Raw genomic sequence first — 18,057 nt, forward strand, 5'->3', positions numbered from 1 at the left:
TTATTAGCAGGCCGGGAAAATAAATTTGCCCGGCCTGGCATTAATTAAACCCGACTACCCCACAAATCGTACTCATCGGCATGCTCGACTTTCACACGCAGGATGTCGCCCGGCTTAACCTTGGTTTCACCGTTGAGATAGACCGCGCCGTCGATTTCCGGCGCATCAGCCATACTGCGGCCAATCGCGCCTTCTTCATCCACTTCGTCGATGATCACCAGAATTTCACGGCCAACTTTCTCCTGCAGGCGCTCGGCGGAAATCTGTTGTTGCAGTTGCATGAAGCGATTCCAGCGTTCTTCTTTCACTTCTTCCGGGACCTGGTCCGGCAGAGCATTGGCATCTGCGCCTTCAACCGGGCTGTATTTAAAGCAGCCAACGCGATCCAGACGTGCTTCTTTCAGGAAGTCGAGCAGCATCTGGAAATCTTCTTCCGTCTCGCCAGGGAAGCCGACAATAAAGGTTGAACGCAGGGTCAGTTCTGGGCAGATTTCACGCCATTTTTTGATACGCGCCAGTTGGCGATCCACCGAACCTGGGCGCTTCATCAGTTTGAGAATACGCGGGCTGGCATGTTGCAGCGGAATATCCAGATATGGCAGGATTTTGCCTTCAGCCATCAGCGGGATGACGTCGTCCACGTGCGGATAAGGGTAAACGTAGTGCAGACGTGTCCAGATCCCCAGTTTCGATAACTGTTCGCACAGGCTGACCATGCTGGTTTTTACCGGCTCGCCGTTGTGGAAGCCAGTACGGTGTTTAACATCTACGCCATAGGCGGAAGTATCCTGGGAAATCACCAGAATCTCTTTAACGCCCGCATCAACCAGACGTTTCGCTTCGCTTAATACTTCGCCAATCGGGCGGCTCACCAGATCGCCGCGCATTGAAGGAATAATGCAGAAGGTGCAGCGGTGGTTACAACCTTCGGAAATCTTCAGATAGGCATAATGACGTGGGGTCAACTTAACACCCTGTTCCGGCACCAGGCTCAGGAACGGATTGTGTTTCGGTTTTGGCACGTAGTGATGAACGTGCTCCAGAACCTGCTCGTAGCTATGAGGCCCGGTGATTTCCAGCACTTTCGGGTGGACTTCGCGGATCTGATCTTCTTTTGCCCCCAGACAACCAGTCACAATCACCTTGCCGTTTTCATTCAACGCTTCGCCAATGGCTTCCAGAGATTCTTGCACCGCGCTGTCAATAAAGCCGCAGGTGTTAACGATCACCATATCCGCGTCGTCATAGCTCGGTACAACGTCATAACCTTCAGTACGCAGTTCGGTCAGAATGCGCTCTGAATCGACAAGGTTTTTCGGGCAGCCAAGGGAAACAAAGCCGATTTTCGGCTGGGGAGTTACTTTGCTCATAGCTTAAAAAATATTCAGTTACAGGAAAGGTCAGGGCAGGGATTCTACAGAGTTCTGGATAAAATTTGTATCGTAATCTGGTCAACAGGTGAGGAAAACGCCCCAAATATCGGGGCGCAAATGATTGTCATGCTACTGGGTTTTGAGTTAGCGCCTCCGCAGTCTGGCTGCTGGATTTGTCCCGCAGCGTAAAGACCGAAATAATCGTGAAGCAACCGGCAATCGCCCCCAGGATTAGATAGGTTTCAGCAAAGCCAATGGTGTCATACAGATAGCCGGCAATGGGTGAATAGATTGCCGTGGCGATGGATGCCACAAAAAGCACCAGCAGGTATACCGTCGAAGAGAGTTTATGATCAAAGTTAGCCGCGATAAATTTAAACACAGACACCAGGATCAGTGGTTTTTCGATGGCGTGCATCATTTTAACGGCCGCAATCCACACAGGTCCCAGTTGGATAGCTGAACCGGCAATGCGTAGCGACATAATGGTTCCGGCAATCACTAATGCCCATTTGGCGCCAGTGCGGTTAACAAACCACGGCATCAGACAGAGAAATAAGGTTTCTCCACAGACCTGGACAGAAGCCAGAATTCCGTACCAGCGATTGCCTTCTTCTGGCGTCGGAAATTGCAGCGAAAAATATTGTGCGAATTGTTGATCGTAGGTGTCATAAATTTGCGTTACGAACAGAGTGAACATCAATAAAAACCAGAACTGACTATTTTTCGCCAGTTCAAGCGCATGGATAGCTTTCAGCGAATTGGTTTTTTCAATTTCCGCCTCGGTCAGTTCAATTTTGGTAAACATAAAGCAGATTGCGGCGAAGCTTGCCAGCCAGAAAGAGAGATTAGGGCTGGTATCAATGTATTTACCCACAATCCACGCGGCGGCAGCCCATCCCAGAGAGCCCCACATTCTTACGCGACCATATTCAAAATGATAACGGCGCGAAACTTTATCTATCCAGGAATCCAGAACGCCACAGCCAGAATTAAATATGATCCCCAGGTAAACGCCACCCAAAACAGCGCCCAGCCAGAAGTTATGAACCAGAAGCGGGGCATACACATAAATAAAGAATGGGCCTACGGGAAGTAATAATGCGACGAGGATCCAGATGAGTTGTTTCTTAAGACCAAATTTATCAGAGATGAAACCGAAGAACGGCTGCATTAATAACGCAATGAAAGCATTAACGGAATAAAGCAATCCTGTGCGTGTGGCGGTAATTTCCAGATGCTGTGTCGTCCATATGACAAAAAATGCCATCGTTGCCGACCAGGCGAAGAGGTACAGAAAATCGAAAATACTGAGCAAAATATAATTACGTTTACCGGGCAATAACATAGCCATATCCTCAATCACTGGCGTTGGGTCATTTACCGTTGGCACAGGCATTAGCTGTGCTTACTGGTTATTGTTTTGGTATGCATCTCCGGAAATGTCATACGTTAACAATTTCATTTTTACTCTGACCCTGACCGCGATGATTAGGCAATGTGTTAAATGAATGTTTGAGATTTACATCACAATTATTGCTGATAATAAAAAAGATTTAGCGAAACAGATCACTAAATCTTTTTATGAGAACGTATTACTTTTATGCCTTTCGTGTTAGCTCATCTGCCAGTGTGCGAAGGTGTTCAGCAATATTCATCAGATCAGTCTGTGGTGAGTGCAGGGGTCCAGCAGAGTTACGCACGACCAGGCGACTGGGAAGGATGGTTGAAGAGCGGAGCATCGCGTGTTCATCGTCCGGCTGTAAAATTTGTTGAACGGCAATTTTCCCTTGTAAATCAAAGTCGATTGCGACGGTCGTTAGCGAAGGTTCAAAAAACGCACTCTCATAGGTGTCGTCATAGCCTATGACAGAAATATCTTGCGGGATTTTACGTTTTTGTTGATGTAAGGCACTTAATGCTCCCAATGCCATCTGATCATTGGCGATCAGAAGAGCGGTCGCCTGTGGTGTTTCACGTAGCATCTGTAACGTCGCCAGATAGCCGCTTTGAGCGTCCCAATGACCGTAATGAATGGCCAGCGGCGACAGTTGGAGTGAAGCGAGGGTGTCGCGCCAGGTATTGAGTCGTAGCCGCGCGGGTACTGAATTTTCAGGGCCAGAGATCAAGCAAAATTGACGATGCCCCAAATCGTAAAGATGTTTCACGCTGGCGCGTGCACCTTCTGCGGGATTAAAGGTGACGTTAAATACCGGGCTATAAGGGTCCACGTCGAGAAACAGACACAATACATCGCTGTTTTCAGCAACCAGTGTTTCAGCCAATGCCGTTTCCAGTGGTGCGTTGATAATAATCTTTGTTACCCGTTGTGCTTTTAATTCATTAATTGCAGCCTGAATACCTTTAATATCAACATCGTCAATCATGGATATCAGTACCTGATATCCCTGTTCTCCGGCATATTTTTTCACTGCTGCCGCAATTTGCGAGGGGGCATGCAGGGCAAGTGAAGTTGTAACCAGCCCGACCGTTTTGCTCTCTTTCCCTACCAACTGTTGAGCTACGCGATTTGGAACGTACTTAAGTTCGGCAATGGCTTGTTCAATTTTTTGACGTGTTTTAGCAGACACGTTCGCTGAATTGTTAAGCACTCTCGACACTGTCTGATAAGAAACATTGGCATGACGAGCAACATCGGCAAGGGTTGCAGCTTTGGTTTTCATATTCGCCCCGGCTAAAAGATTTGTCACAGTATACCGCAGTGAATGTCATACGTATCACGCTCACCTGTCTCAATGCCGGTAAGCTGAACCGACGAACCTGTTTGAAGGGAAAAAACGCGTACTTGATCACATTCCTGCCGGACATTCCTTGCATAACGAAGCAATAAATTACTAGATGACAGTATTGTGAACGAATAACATTTTTTGTCTGTTTAAAACAATTCAGGAGTCAGCATGGACAAGTACCCACCGATTATCCCCAGAGCCCCATGGTTACTTCATGGAGCTGATTACAATCCGGAGCAATGGTTACATGTCCCTGGGATTCTGGAGAAAGATATTGCCATGATGCAACAGGCTGGTTGTAACACCATGTCGGTGGGCATTTTTAGCTGGTCAATACTGGAACCCACAGAGGGTGAGTATCGCTTTGACTGGCTGGATGAGGTGCTGGATAAACTTCATGCTGGTGGGATCTCTGTCTTCCTCGCAACACCAAGCGGAGCCAAACCCGCCTGGCTTGCTGCTCGTTATCCGGAGGTTGTGAGAGTTAGCGCCTCACGCGAGAAAATGCTTCACGGTGGTCGCCATAATCACTGCCTTTCTTCGCCAGTGTATAAAGATAAAGTGACGCAAATTAACCGTAATCTGGCGCAGCGATACGCCAATCATCCGGCGGTTCTGGGATGGCATATCAGTAATGAGTATGGCGGAGAGTGTCATTGTAATGGATGCCAGCAGGCGTTTCGCCGTTGGTTGCAGACGCGTTACACCACTCTTGAGGCGCTTAATCAGGCATGGTGGACTGGCTTCTGGAGCCATACATACAGTGACTGGTCACAAATTGAATCTCCTTCCCCAATAGGTGAAATGTCCAACCACGGTTTGAATCTTGATTGGCGGCGCTTTGTCACATCGCAGGTAAAAGAGTTCTATCAAATGGAAATCGCGCCGTTAAAAGCTGAACGCCCCGATTTACCTGCGACGACCAATTTTATGTGGTATTTCAATGACTACAACTACTGGGCATTAGCCGAAGTGGTTGATTTTGTGAGTTGGGATAGCTACCCCATGTGGCACAAACAGGAAGATGAACGCGCCGTAGCCTGTAAAACAGCGATGTATCACGACCTGATGCGTACCTTGAAAAATAAACCGTTTATTCTGATGGAATCCACGCCCAGTCAGACAAGCTGGCAGCCAACCAGCAAATTGAAAAAGCCGGGAATGAATATTCTTTCTTCCTTACAGGCCGTCGCTCACGGCGCAGACGGCGTGCACTATTTTCAGTGGCGTAAGAGTCGTGGTGCCGTGGAGAAGTTTCATGGTGCGGTGGTTGATCACGTCGGTCATCTGGAGACGCGTACCGGGCGCGAAGTCATACAACTGGGGCAACGGCTGGCTCATCTTAAACAATTGGTTGGGACGAAAACGCAGGCAAAAGTTGCCATTATTTTCGACTGGGAGAACCGCTGGGCGGTCAATGATGCTGCCGGACCGCGCAATTGCGGTATCCACTACGAACAAACGGTAGTGGAGCATTACCGACCTTTCTGGGAGCAGGGCGTGGCGGTCGATATTATCAATGCTGATTGTGATCTTACGGGTTATCAGTTAGTTATCGCCCCAATGCTCTATATGGTTCGCGATGGATTTGCTGCTCGTGCTCGTGCCTATGTCGAAGCTGGTGGCAATTTTGTCACCACTTACTGGTCCGGGATTGTCAATGAAACCGATTTATGTCACCTGGGTGGGTTCCCTGGCCCGTTGCGTGACCTGATGGGCGTATGGGCTGAAGAGATTGATAGTCTTAATGATTATCAGCATAACGAAGTTATCTGCGAGCCGAATGCGTATGGACTGCAGGGGCAATGGCAGGCACGGGAATTATGTGCGGTTATTCACGCCGAAGGTGCTCAGGTTCTGGCGCGCTATGGTGAGGATTTTTATGCGGGTACACCTGCGTTAACGGTAAATCACGTCGGACAAGGTCGTGCTTTCTATGTGGCTTCGCGTAATGATGCGTCATTTCATCAAGCGTTTGCCGCGATGTTGATCAACACACTTCATCTCCCAAAAGCACTTGCTACTGAACTTCCTGCTGGCGTTATTGCAACGCGTCGGACAGACGGCGATCAGGAATGGGTTTTTGTACAAAATTACACTGCTCATGTACAAAATGTTGTACTTCCTGGAGCGTGGCGAGTGGCGGAAACGGGCAAGGCTTGTTCACAAGAATTAGAACTGGCGCCGTGGGGATGTGAGGTACTGGAAAGAGAAATAATGTAAATTATTATTAATAAGATGTGAAGTATTGATCCCTGACAGCATTTTGCTCAAAAAACAGCCATACTATTTAATTGCAACAAGGCTGGAAAGAGGAGGATCGAAGTATGTTCGTTGACAGACAGCGAATCGACCTGCTGAACCGGTTGAAAGACGCACAAGTTGACCTCGCTGCATACGTGCATCTGAGGAAGGCCAAAGGATACATGTCCGTCAGCGAAAGCAATCATCTACGAGATAACTTTTTTAAACTGCATCGCGAACTGCACGATAAATCGCTGCGGTTGAATCTTCATCTGGATAAGGAAGAGTGGAGTGCTCTTCATCACGCTGAAGAAGCATTAGCGACAGCCGCAGTATGTTTGATGAGTGGGTATCATGATTGCCCAAATTTTATTACCGTCAACGCCGATAAGCTTGAAAATTGTCTGATGAGCTTAACGCTGAGTATCCAGAGCCTGCAGAAGCACGCCATGCTTGAGAAGGCCTGAAAACTAAGGGGGAGAATGCATCTCCCCCTTCATGTTTAAGTTTATGTAAAAATGCATTTGTTGCGCTTTTGACTGACTACGCTTTAAGCCAGAGTCAATCCGGAGGCGTTATGCATCGACAATCTCTTTTCCTTGTGACCCTTTTCTGTGTTTCTTCCGCTCTCTGGGCGGCACCTGCAACGGTAAATGTCGAAGTATTGCAAGACAAACTCGACCATCCCTGGGCGCTGGCCTTTTTACCCGATAATCACGGTATGTTAATCACGCTGCGTGGTGGCGAGTTACGCCACTGGCAAGAAGGAAAAGGATTATCTGCGCCGCTGGCTGGTGTGCCGGAAGTCTGGGCGCACGGGCAGGGAGGCTTGTTGGATGTAGCTTTAGCGCCTGATTTTGCCCAGTCTCGCCGCATCTGGTTAAGTTATTCGGAACAGGGAGATGATGACAAAGCCGGTACTGCCGTAGGTTATGGCCGTTTGAGCGATGATCTGACAAAAATAACGGATTTCCGCACCATTTTTCGTCAGATGCCTAAGCTTTCTACCGGTAACCATTTTGGTGGACGGTTGGTGTTTGACGGCAAAGGTTATTTGTTTATTGGTCTGGGGGAAAACAATCAGCGCCCGACGGCGCAGGATCTGGATAAATTACAGGGCAAACTGGTGCGTCTGACCGACCAGGGCGAGATCCCGGATGATAATCCTTTTGCAAAGGAATCCGGTGCGCGCGCTGAGATCTGGTCTTACGGCATTCGTAATCCGCAAGGGATGGCGATGAATCCGTGGAGCAATGCGCTGTGGCTGAATGAGCATGGTCCGCGCGGTGGTGATGAAATTAATATCCCGGAAAAAGGCAAAAATTACGGCTGGCCGCTGGCATCCTGGGGCATCAATTACTCGGGACTTAAAATACCGGAAGCGAAAGGGGAAATCGTTGCCGGAACCGAACAACCGATTTTCTACTGGAAAGATTCGCCTGCCGTGAGCGGTATGGCCTTCTATAACAGCGACAAATTCCCCCAGTGGCAGCAAAAATTATTTATTGGCGCGTTAAAAGACAAAGATGTCATCGTGATGAGCGTCAACGGCGACAAAGTGACAGAAGATGGCCGCATATTAACGGACAGAGGGCAGCGAATTCGTGATGTTCGCACTGGGCCCGACGGTTATTTGTACGTGTTGACCGACGAGTCCAATGGCGAATTACTGAAAGTAAGTCCACGTAATAATTAGCTAACGGGGATCATCACTACTTTACGCACTGCGGGGCGTTCAGTGAGCTGTTGATACCAGCGTTCCAGATTTGGACGCGGTGTCCAGGTCAGACCGACGTTAAACAAATTGTAGATAAACGGTGCAATAGCGATATCACCCACGCCAAATTTATCACCAGAGAACCATTTCACTTTTGCCAGTTCCGCATCAAGAAGGGCAAACAGAGCGTCGCATTCCTTGCAACTGGCATCAATGGCGGCCTGGTCGCGCTCTTCAGGCAGTGTTCTGACCAATCCCATCAGGATCCCGCGATGGGCATTACTGAGCGTCTGGTTTGCCCAGTCCATCCATTTTTCCGCTTCTGCACGACGTGCTGGCGAGTCGATCCACAAGCGGTTTTGCCCGTACTGTGCTGCCAGGTAGCGGACAATGGCGTTCGATTCCCAGAGAATTAAATCACTTTCGTCGTCGCGCAACAGCGGCACCAGCCCGTTGGGATTCATCGCCAGAAAGTCGGCGTCATGGTTTACTCCAAACTCACGGCCCGCGAGAATTTGCTCATAAGGTAGATCCAGTTCTTCGAGCGTCAGCAACACTTTTTTTACGTTGGTTGAATTATTCCGACCCCACAGCGTAATCATACTCACCCCTTTTTACACAGGCAGCCACAGGCTGAACAGGACTCTGATGGTGGAGTAAAGTTAACTTTTAAGCAACAGTTGGCAAAAAAATGACGCCAGAAGCAGCGAAGCGGCAGGATATTGCATAAACTTTAAAAACTTTACCAACTTACGGTTTCTTTAAGTTTGTGTGTGCGTTATTAATCACCGAACTTATCATACGGCGATATAACGTATTTTTTTTGAATGGATACTCGGGTGGCATTTATGACGCAATACTCCTCTCTCCTTCGTGGTCTTGCAGCGGGTTCTGCATTTTTATTCCTTTTTGCCCCAACGGCATTCGCGGCGGAACAAACCGTTGACGCGCCGAGCGTGGATGCGCGTGCATGGATTTTAATGGATTACGCCAGCGGAAAAGTGCTGGCTGAAGGTAATGCGGATGAGAAACTGGACCCAGCCAGTCTGACCAAAATCATGACCAGCTATGTGGTTGGGCAGGCGCTCAAGGCCGATAAGATTAAACTCACCGATATGGTGACGGTCGGTAAAGATGCCTGGGCGACGGGAAATCCGGCACTGCGTGGTTCATCGGTGATGTTCCTCAAACCGGGCGATCAGGTTTCGGTGGCCGATTTAAACAAAGGCGTGATTATTCAGTCCGGTAATGACGCCTGTATTGCGCTGGCCGATTACGTCGCGGGCAGTCAGGAGTCATTTATTGGCTTGATGAATGGTTATGCTAAAAAATTGGGCCTGACCAACACCACCTTCCAGACGGTGCACGGCCTCGACGCACCGGGGCAGTTCAGTACCGCACGCGATATGGCCTTGCTGGGCAAAGCGTTAATCCACGATGTACCGGAAGAGTACGCCATTCATAAAGAGAAGGAATTTACCTTCAACAAGATTCGCCAGCCTAACCGTAACCGTCTGCTGTGGAGTAGTAATGTCAATGTCGATGGCATGAAGACCGGTACTACGGCAGGAGCCGGTTACAACCTGGTGGCCTCCGCGACCCAGGGCGACATGCGTTTGATCTCTGTGGTACTGGGAGCGAAAACCGATCGTATCCGTTTTAATGAGTCCGAAAAGTTGCTCACCTGGGGCTTCCGTTTCTTTGAAACCGTGACACCAATTAAACCTGATGCCACCTTTGTGACCCAGCGAGTCTGGTTTGGCGATAAGAGTGAAGTGAATCTCGGCGCTGGCGAAGGCGGATCGGTGACTATTCCGCGTGGACAACTGAAAAACCTGAAAGCCAGTTATACATTAACCGAACCGCAGCTCACCGCACCGCTGAAAAAAGGCCAGGTCGTCGGAACCATTGATTTCCAGCTTAACGGTAAATCTATTGAACAGCGTCCGCTGATCGTAATGGAGAATGTGGAAGAGGGGGGATTCTTTGGTCGGATGTGGGATTTCGTGATGATGAAATTCCATCAGTGGTTTGGTAGCTGGTTCTCTTAATCTTGAGATGACCGGATGACGCGTTGACGTCATCCGGTGATGCTTAATTAATACATTAACTTAATACGCTGCGTTTGCGCGAACTTCACATACTCATCTTCCGGACTACGATCGCTTACTACGATATCAAAGCGTTTCAGGTCGCCCATGCGTGCCGGGCGTACCTTACCAAACTTACTGTGGTCGACAACCAGCACATGCTTTTGCGCCATCGACATAGCCCAGTGTTTTACCGGCAACTCTTCAAGATTAAAACAGGTTGCGCCTTTTTTGGTATGTACACCCGCAGCGGAATAAAAAGCGATATCCGGACAAAAATTATTCAGCGTTTGTTGAAAATCGATAGGTTTGAAGATGGCGTTGCTGGCGTGAAATTCTCCACCACTAAGAAACGCCCGGCAATGTGGTTTCTCTTGCAGCGCCAGAAAGGTATTTAGTGAATAACAAACGGCGGTGAAAGGGATTTCATTATCAATCGCTTCAATAATCCAGGGCGTAGTGGTGCCGCAGTCAAAAAAGAGGGTCTGACCGGGTTCTACCAACGTCGCGGCCAGTTTTGCGGCGCGGCGTTTTTCTTCCACCAGACGGGATTTTTGGTCGCTTAGCAGGTAATGGCTGGCGCTGCGTGGTTCGAGAACGATATAGCCGCCGAGTAATACGACGGGGGCGCTGTTGTTATTCAGGTCGCGACGAATCGTCATCTCTGAAACCCCAAGTAGGGCGGCGGCGTCCTTCAGATGTAACTTATCGCTGCGTTTTAATTCCTGGAGTAATTGCCCGATGCGCTCTTCGCGACGTGTTTCCATATTCCCTCTGAATAGTTATTGAAGCGAGCCGCCTGATATTACACGTTTTATCCGAAATCAGCCACGTACCCAGCCTTTACGGATCGGTAAGGCGAAACAGAAGCGATACCACGATTGTAGTCGCTGGTAGAGCATCGCCCCCGCAGCTTGCCAGATAATCTGCGCGCTAAGGCAACCAATCATTCCTGCCAACAATCCACCAAGCATATCCAGTGGCCAGTGGACGCCAAGGTAGACCCGCGACCAGGCAATAATTACGGCCAGCACCATGAGAAGCGATCCGGACCACAAACGATGCCAGATTAAAAATGCCAGAGCGAAGGTGAAGATCACCGTGCCGTGATCGCTCGGGAAAGAGTCATCCGCCGCATGGTGCAGGAAGTTATAGCCGATATTCTCGACAAACGGGCGGTCATGCGGAAATAAATGACCCATCCCCCAGGAAACAAACAGACTTACAGCCAGTGCGATCGCTATTTTTATCACTATCTGCCGTTGCGCCGTACGTCCCCACAGCCAAAGTACCCCGGCCAGTAGCGGCACCACAGTAATCAAATCTTTGGCAATAAAAATCGCCAACGAGATCATCCACGGAGAAGAATCTGGCGTGGCATTAATTAGAGAGAATAATGAGTAATTGAGATTTTCCAGCATAACTTCCAGACTCATAAGGTGTTTAATGGGGAGCCGTCAGGCAAGGCGGTGAGAATAAGGTGCATGTTAAACAGGGTAAAGCGGCATCGTCTTATTTCTCATAAGCGGCCCGTATTATGTGAAGTAATGGTAACGCGCGGTAGTTAAATAAAGCTTAAAAAAAGAGAGTCAAATCGCCGATTAATGTAAGAATGTGCTTAAGGGGCAAAAATTGCTTTCTCGTTAGCCGCGCTTTTATTAAACTTTGCGCGATTATTATTGGCGAAGAAATTGCATGCAAAATAGATTAGCTAATGGTGCCAGACTTGGACGTCAGGCATTACTTTTCCCTCTCTGTCTGGTGCTCTACGAATTCTCAACCTATATCGGTAACGATATGATTCAGCCCGGTATGTTGGCCGTGGTTGAACAGTACCAGGCGGGCATTGATTGGGTTCCTACCTCGATGACCGCGTACCTTGCGGGTGGGATGTTTTTACAGTGGCTGCTGGGGCCATTGTCGGATCGTATTGGTCGCCGTCCGGTGATGCTGGCGGGCGTAGTGTGGTTTATCATCACTTGTCTGGCGATATTACTGGCGCAAAACATTGAACAATTCACGCTGTTGCGCTTCTTGCAGGGCATAAGCCTCTGTTTCATTGGCGCTGTGGGTTACGCCGCAATTCAGGAATCCTTCGAAGAGGCGGTTTGTATCAAGATCACCGCGCTGATGGCGAACGTGGCGCTGATTGCTCCGCTACTCGGCCCGTTGGTGGGCGCGGCGTGGATCCATGTGCTGCCCTGGGAAGGGATGTTTGTATTATTTGCCGCATTGGCAACGATCTCCTTCTTCGGTCTGCAACGTGCCATGCCAGAAACCGCCACGCGTATAGGTGAGAAACTGTCGCTGAAAGAGCTCGGTCGTGACTACAAGCTGGTTCTGAAGAATGGCCGCTTTGTTGCGGGGGCGCTGGCGCTGGGATTCGTTAGCCTGCCGTTGTTGGCGTGGATCGCCCAGTCGCCGATTATCATCATCACCGGCGAGCAGTTGAGCAGCTATGAATATGGTTTGCTGCAAGTTCCCATTTTCGGCGCATTAATTGCGGGGAACCTACTGTTGGCGCGACTGACCTCGCGTCGCACCGTACGTTCGCTGATCATTATGGGCGGTTGGCCGATTATGATTGGTCTGTTGGTCGCCGCTGCGGCAACGGTCATCTCATCGCATGCGTATTTGTGGATGACCGCAGGGTTAAGTATTTATGCTTTTGGTATTGGTCTGGCGAATGCGGGACTGGTGCGATTAACCCTGTTTGCCAGCGATATGAGTAAAGGTACTGTCTCGGCGGCGATGGGGATGTTGCAAATGCTGATTTTCACTGTCGGTATTGAGATCAGTAAACACGCGTACCTGAACGGCGGCAATGGTCTGTTTAATCTCTTCAACCTTGCCAACGGAATTTTGTGGCTGCTGCTGATGTTTATCTTTTTAAAAGATAAACAGGTAGGAAATTCACACGAAGGGTAAAAAAATGCCTGATTGCACAACGCAATCAGGCATTTTCGAATTAATGGTGATGGTCATCGATCTGATGTTCGATAACCATCCCTTCGCCAACGCTGGCAAGGTGACGAACATACGGATGTGGACGGTAAGCTGGAGCAGGGGTCGGAGCCACATAGACGGTTTGCGGCACAGTAGCGACACTGACTGCTTGTGGAACGCTGACAGAATCAGGGACCACTACCACTTTGTATCCACTCGGCACATCGACGGTAACGCTTTGCGCCATCGTTGCACTGGCAAAGCTCATGAGAAACGCGCCCAGCAAAACATAATTCTTCATAATCATTTCGCCTGAAATAATCCGGTGGGTTAATTTCTGCGAATTATGCAGCCTTCATTCAGGCGTTGTGTTGCCGGGCGTGCTGCCGTTTTATTGATTAAATGGCGCTTCGTGTTTAAGAACTTTATCAATCACGTCCAGTACGCCTTCACGGTTATTGGAACCTGCACGATATTTCGCCGCTGCAACAACCGCGCTGCCGGCATTTTCCATTGCGAAGCTGTATCCTGCCTGACGCAGCATCTCAATATCATTACCGCCATCACCAAAGACCACGACTTCGCTGTCGTCTATTCCCCATAATTTCTGGAGTTGACGCAGACCATTGGCTTTATGCACGCCGGGGATGATTAAATCGATGCTGCCGTTGCCGGTATGCACTGGCACCATAATATCGCCGATGGCTTCATGTAATGCTTTCTGCACTTGTGGAATCAGTTCATCGGAAAGATTCAGGCCAAACTTGAAGAAGATATCTTCTAAGTTGTCAAAGTTATCGACGTATTCCAGACGGTGATAATACATTTCCGCCACAGTTTTCATGGCATCGTCATATTTTTTGAGGGTATAGGCGCTATTTTTACCGCAGGCAATAATCTCCACTTCCGGGCGCGTCAGCAAATGTTCCACGACAGTGGCAAAAGCATCTTTCGATAGCTCACCATTAAAAACATCTTTGCCTTCGCTCACTACCCAGCCGCCATTTTCCGCCACAAAAGCAATTTCATCGGCAATTTCGGGGAAGAATGAGATCAACTGATAATATTGATTCCCGCTGGCAACCACAAAGCGAATACCTTGTGCTTTCATCTGCTGATATTGGGCCATAAACCGCTCGCGGTTATAGGTTTTTTGATCGCTTAAGAAAGTACCGTCCATGTCTACCGCAATTAATTTAATGCCCATCAACTATTCTCCATCGCAGTCTGCGTTTTTGTATTGGGTTTGGCGACGGCTTTTGCGACGATAGCCGCGAGAATAACCAGCGCCAGTACAACCAGCATTGCACTACGTAATCCATAATGTTCGCCGAGATAGCCCAACAGTGGCGGCCCGACGAGGAAAGCCAGATAACCGGTCGTTGCCACAACGCTGACACGGGTTGGCGCGTCGGGGCCGGTATCACTGGCGGCTGAAATGGTCAGCGGGAAGCCCAGCGAGGCACCCAGTCCCCAAAGTACAACAGATACTCCTGCGACCCAGGCGCTATCAACAAAAATAATTAGCCCGATACCCAACGCACCCATTAGTGCACTGGCACGTACCACGGCAACGCGGCTGTAGCGATCAATAAACCAGCCGCCGGTAAAACGTCCAACGGTCATCCCCAATGTGAAACCTGCGTATATCAATGAGCCGGACGTTGGGCTAAATCCGTGGCCATCAACCATTAATAAGGGTAACCAGTCGTTGGCAGAACCTTCTGCAAAAGCCATTGCCAGCACCACGACACCAATTAATAGCAACTGAATATCGCGATAAAAAGGAACCCCTTTTTCACTATGCTGCGTGCCATCAGCAGCATTTTTTCCCGTACCGTCAGGGATTGCCTGAATAGCGATATAAATAGGCGCGATGCCCACCAGCGCCGCCAGCAAAATGTGAACAGTTGCCGGAACTCCAAAGGCCGTCAGCGCCATCCCTACACCAGCCCCCGCCAGCGTACCGAGGCTGTAGAAGCCATGCATCATCGGCAAAACCGTTTTATTCATTTCTCTCTCAACGGCAGCACCTTCAACGTTTATCGCCACTTCTGCGGAACCAAAACTGGCGCCAAAAACGCCAAGACCAACGGCAAAGAGCACAGGAGATGTCAGCCAGAGCGCCAGACTTAATATCATCATCCCGATCAATGCGCAGGACATCGTGACCAGGATGACATTACGCGTCCCAAAGCGTTTTACTAACCACGCCGAGCAGAGAATACCGCTCATCGAACCGATCGACAGACCAAAGAGCACTCCGCCCATTTCGGCGATAGAGACAGAAAGAATGTCGCGGATAGCGGGCGTTCTGGTTGCCCAGGAAGCCATTAGAAGGCCCGGCAAAAAGAAGAACATAAACAGCGCCCAGGTACGGCGTTTCAAGGCATTACGTGAAGAATTTACTGTCATAGATCACGTCAAAAAAAGAAGAGAGAAGACAACCTTAGCAAGGTTGTGTACATTTGTACACAATTGCAGAGAGAGGAAATGACATGCGTCGCGCTAACGATCCACAACGGCGAGAAAAAATCATCCAGGCCACTCTCGAGGCGGTGAAACTTTACGGAATACATGCCGTGACGCACCGTAAAATAGCTACCCTTGCCGGGGTACCGTTAGGGTCGATGACCTACTATTTTTCAGGAATTGATGAGCTATTACTGGAGGCGTTCAGTAGCTTTACGCAGACTATGTCACGGCAATATCAGGCATTTTTTCTTGATGTCAGAGATGCCCCCAGTGCCTGCCAGGCCATCACAGAAATGATCTACAGCTCGCAGGTTGCAACGCCGGACAACATGGAACTGATGTATCAACTCTACGCGCTGGCCAGTCGAAAACCGTTATTAAAAACAGTGATGCAAAACTGGATGCAGCGCAGTCAGCAAACACTCGAACAATGGTTTGAACCTGGAACGGCCAGGGCTCTGGATGCTTTTATTGAAGGGATGACGCTGCATTTTGTCACTGACCGTAAGCCGCTATCGCGCGAGGAGATTTTACGGATGGTGGCACGAGTGGCGGGGCAGGAGATAAATTTCAGGCAACAAAAAACCCATTTATGTAAACGGGTTAATGAAAACAATAAGTTAGAGTAAAAACAATAAGTTGGGTTGGTGGTCAGTGGTGGTTATTACGGGGTAATGCCAACCGCTGCCGCCACTTTGTCGCCATTTGTTTTACCTTAGACGCCAGGGGCCTCTATCTTCAATCTGTTCGACTAACCCTTCCTCTTCTAGTTCACGCAATAGTGCAACAACCCAATATTGTTGGTTCGAACTTGTTGCTTTCCGTTTTTCTCCCCAATCGAGGCCGCTTAGACGAAATACCTCAGCTTGCTTAACGCCGTTGCCGTTTTTTTGGGCATCTGGGTGAGTTTTAAGTACGGATAAAGCCAATTCTTTTGCTCTGTTGCGCAATTCCGCTCCCTGATGCTGAAACTTATTCATTGATAGTGCTCCATGTGAAAAAAAGGAATATTAGCTCAACAGGGCAAAATACGCATTTTCAAAAACTTGCTATTGATGTTGGTAGTGTTGCCAGCGGATTAAACCGTAATGCAGTTTCCAGGTGATCCGGTGCCAGATGTGCGTAACGCATTGTCATTTTTATATCGTGATGTCCGAGGATTTTTTGCAAAGCAAGGATATTTCCACCCGACATCATGAAGTGCGCCGCAAACGTATGGCGCAGAACGTGTGTCAGTTGACCGCGAGGGAGCACGATAGACGTTTTTTCCATCACGGATAAAAATTGAAAATAGCAGTCTGTGAAGAAATTGAACCCATCAAGCGCCATGATCTCTTCGTAAAGCTCTTTACTGATAGGGATGCTTCTGTTTTTCTTCCCCTTCGTTCTTACAAAGGTAATTCGGTATTTGGTCACCTGTGATCGGGTAAGGTTTATTGCTTCTCGCCAGCGTGCGCCTGTGCTTAAGCATATCTTGACTACCAGTGCCAGAATTGGGTCCTGACGTTTGCAATCAGCCAGCAGTTCAACAATCTGCTCATGGGTAAGCCATGCCATCTCTTTTTCTGCGATGGTGAATTTTCGCATGTTCTCCAGTGGGTTTGGATACGACCATTCGCCCAGGCGGGATAGTTCGCTAAAAACACTACTTAGATAGCTTTGCTCCAGGTTAATGGTGACCGGGCTGGCTCCTTTCTTCCATTTCTCGCTGAAGTAGATCTCACCTGTCAGTCGTTTATCTCGATAATGGGCAAACATTTTAGATGTGAGATCGGTTGCAAGGGGATTGCCCAGAGCGTCAACCATCAGCAGCAATTTGTCATAGACATGCTGCCCAGCAGTCAGAGATTTACCATGTAGTTTGAACCATAGCTCAACCACGTCTTTCAGTGTTCGACGATCCACTGATTCACCCAGCCAGGGCTTTGCTTCGGTTTCTTCCATCGTGTGACGCTCAAAAGCCAGAGCTTCGCCTTTGGTGGCGAATTGTTTACGCACACGACGTCCACTACGTCCGGCGGGGTAACATTCGCAAAGCCATTTTCCTGTGGTGAGTTTTCGTACTGCCATAAAAAATGCCCTCCAGTGGAGAGCATTTTTACTGTATATATAACCAGTGTCAATGTATGAGATCCCGCGACCATACATCTCACTGAAGCCATAATGAAGTTGGCTATTTTTTGTTATGTGAGTATGTAACTTTTGTGGTTAGCCTGCGCCTCATTGTTATATTAGGCGCAGATATCAGAGCAAAATTTATCGTGAGTATTTAGTACAGATTTTTTTGGATTTACTAATAGCCCCATCATTGCATACAAATTTTCCATCGGAGGTACAGTGAGAGACACCTCCCTTTTTCCCAGAACAAGGATAATTTTTAGCATAGGTAGTTAGTGGGTTTAATAACAAAGAGCATGATAAAACCACAAAAAATACCTTACCAAGCATAGTTTCCCCCGGTA

Annotated in this window: 18 protein-coding genes; 6 read left to right on the plus strand and 12 right to left on the minus strand. The window is 48.8% G+C overall.

What is annotated here, in order from left to right; all coding sequences use genetic code 11:
* Window positions 1–44: 44 nt before the first annotated feature.
* The 3 genes from rimO to FEK47_RS04015 form a co-directional block, all read right to left on the minus strand.
* A complete protein-coding gene (rimO, locus tag FEK47_RS04005) occupies window positions 45–1,370 on the minus strand; it encodes a 30S ribosomal protein S12 methylthiotransferase RimO (RefSeq protein WP_130205175.1) in 1,326 nt (441 codons plus the stop codon).
* A gap of 127 nt (window positions 1,371–1,497) precedes the next feature.
* Complete coding sequence (locus FEK47_RS04010; protein ID WP_135486485.1) at window positions 1,498–2,721, minus strand: oligosaccharide MFS transporter; 1,224 nt, start codon at window positions 2,719–2,721, stop codon at window positions 1,498–1,500.
* Between the two features lie 253 nt (window positions 2,722–2,974).
* Window positions 2,975–4,057, minus strand: a complete 1,083-nt coding sequence (locus FEK47_RS04015) for a LacI family DNA-binding transcriptional regulator (protein WP_135486451.1) — start codon at window positions 4,055–4,057, stop codon at window positions 2,975–2,977.
* A 234-nt stretch (window positions 4,058–4,291) separates the two neighbouring features.
* Here FEK47_RS04015 and FEK47_RS04020 point away from each other — a divergent pair, with 234 nt between their 5' ends.
* The 3 genes from FEK47_RS04020 to yliI all read left to right on the plus strand — a co-directional run bounded on the left by FEK47_RS04020 (window position 4,292) and on the right by yliI (window position 8,063).
* Entirely contained in the window at window positions 4,292–6,346 is a 2,055-nt protein-coding gene (locus FEK47_RS04020) for a beta-galactosidase (protein WP_135486450.1), read from the plus strand.
* Window positions 6,347–6,450: 104 nt separating this feature from the next.
* On the plus strand, window positions 6,451–6,834 hold the full coding sequence (gene bssR / locus FEK47_RS04025; RefSeq protein WP_135486449.1) for a biofilm formation regulator BssR: 384 nt from the start codon (window positions 6,451–6,453) through the stop codon (window positions 6,832–6,834).
* Window positions 6,835–6,944: 110 nt separating this feature from the next.
* The gene (gene yliI, locus FEK47_RS04030) at window positions 6,945–8,063 is read left to right on the plus strand and encodes an aldose sugar dehydrogenase YliI (protein ID WP_135486448.1); all 1,119 of its coding nucleotides are present in this window, start codon (window positions 6,945–6,947) and stop codon (window positions 8,061–8,063) included.
* Here the strand turns inward: yliI and gstB are convergent.
* A complete protein-coding gene (gene gstB / locus FEK47_RS04035; RefSeq protein ID WP_135486447.1) occupies window positions 8,060–8,686 on the minus strand; it encodes a glutathione S-transferase GstB in 627 nt (208 codons plus the stop codon). The genes yliI and gstB overlap by 4 nt on opposite strands.
* Before the next feature lie 246 nt (window positions 8,687–8,932).
* Between gstB and dacC the strand changes: the two genes are divergently transcribed.
* Window positions 8,933–10,135: a serine-type D-Ala-D-Ala carboxypeptidase gene (dacC, locus tag FEK47_RS04040; protein WP_130214756.1), complete on the plus strand. Its 1,203-nt coding sequence runs from the start codon at window positions 8,933–8,935 to the stop codon at window positions 10,133–10,135.
* A gap of 47 nt (window positions 10,136–10,182) precedes the next feature.
* Here the strand turns inward: dacC and deoR are convergent, their stop codons facing one another.
* Together deoR and ybjG are read right to left on the minus strand one after the other, a co-directional pair.
* Window positions 10,183–10,941 (minus strand): DNA-binding transcriptional repressor DeoR, encoded by a 759-nt coding sequence (gene deoR, locus FEK47_RS04045; protein WP_135486446.1) that lies wholly within the window; start codon window positions 10,939–10,941, stop codon window positions 10,183–10,185.
* Between the two features lie 57 nt (window positions 10,942–10,998).
* Window positions 10,999–11,595, minus strand: a complete 597-nt coding sequence (gene ybjG, locus FEK47_RS04050; protein ID WP_130215049.1) for an undecaprenyl-diphosphate phosphatase — start codon at window positions 11,593–11,595, stop codon at window positions 10,999–11,001.
* A gap of 274 nt (window positions 11,596–11,869) precedes the next feature.
* On the opposite strand from ybjG, the gene mdfA reads away from it, so the two are divergent.
* On the plus strand, window positions 11,870–13,102 hold the full coding sequence (gene mdfA / locus FEK47_RS04055) for a multidrug efflux MFS transporter MdfA (RefSeq protein WP_130205191.1): 1,233 nt from the start codon (window positions 11,870–11,872) through the stop codon (window positions 13,100–13,102).
* A 40-nt stretch (window positions 13,103–13,142) separates the two neighbouring features.
* On the opposite strand, the gene ybjH is transcribed toward mdfA, so the two are convergent.
* From ybjH to FEK47_RS04070, 3 genes are all read right to left on the minus strand, one after another.
* Window positions 13,143–13,427: a protein YbjH gene (ybjH, locus tag FEK47_RS04060; protein WP_135486445.1), complete on the minus strand. Its 285-nt coding sequence runs from the start codon at window positions 13,425–13,427 to the stop codon at window positions 13,143–13,145.
* An 84-nt stretch (window positions 13,428–13,511) separates the two neighbouring features.
* Window positions 13,512–14,327, minus strand: a complete 816-nt coding sequence (ybjI, locus tag FEK47_RS04065) for a 5-amino-6-(5-phospho-D-ribitylamino)uracil phosphatase (RefSeq protein ID WP_135486444.1) — start codon at window positions 14,325–14,327, stop codon at window positions 13,512–13,514.
* Window positions 14,327–15,535: an MFS transporter gene (locus FEK47_RS04070; protein ID WP_131162165.1), complete on the minus strand. Its 1,209-nt coding sequence runs from the start codon at window positions 15,533–15,535 to the stop codon at window positions 14,327–14,329. The genes ybjI and FEK47_RS04070 overlap by 1 nt, the downstream gene beginning before the upstream one ends.
* Before the next feature lie 83 nt (window positions 15,536–15,618).
* Here FEK47_RS04070 and FEK47_RS04075 point away from each other — a divergent pair, with 83 nt between their 5' ends.
* The gene (locus tag FEK47_RS04075; RefSeq protein WP_135486443.1) at window positions 15,619–16,224 is read left to right on the plus strand and encodes a TetR/AcrR family transcriptional regulator; all 606 of its coding nucleotides are present in this window, start codon (window positions 15,619–15,621) and stop codon (window positions 16,222–16,224) included.
* A gap of 81 nt (window positions 16,225–16,305) precedes the next feature.
* Here FEK47_RS04075 and FEK47_RS04080 read toward each other — a convergent pair whose 3' ends face one another.
* From FEK47_RS04080 to FEK47_RS04090, 3 genes are all read right to left on the minus strand, one after another.
* Window positions 16,306–16,575 carry a hypothetical protein gene (locus FEK47_RS04080; protein ID WP_001032044.1) on the minus strand — a complete coding sequence of 90 codons (270 nt, stop codon included), beginning with the start codon at window positions 16,573–16,575 and terminating at the stop codon, window positions 16,306–16,308.
* 58 nt (window positions 16,576–16,633) lie between these two features.
* Window positions 16,634–17,665 (minus strand): tyrosine-type recombinase/integrase, encoded by a 1,032-nt coding sequence (locus FEK47_RS25645; RefSeq protein WP_033548132.1) that lies wholly within the window; start codon window positions 17,663–17,665, stop codon window positions 16,634–16,636.
* A 186-nt stretch (window positions 17,666–17,851) separates the two neighbouring features.
* A complete protein-coding gene (locus FEK47_RS04090) occupies window positions 17,852–18,043 on the minus strand; it encodes a hypothetical protein (protein WP_138183112.1) in 192 nt (63 codons plus the stop codon).
* Window positions 18,044–18,057 lie beyond the last annotated feature (14 nt).

Source organism: Escherichia sp. E3659, assembly GCF_005781135.1.
Classification (GTDB): Bacteria; Pseudomonadota; Gammaproteobacteria; order Enterobacterales; family Enterobacteriaceae; genus Escherichia.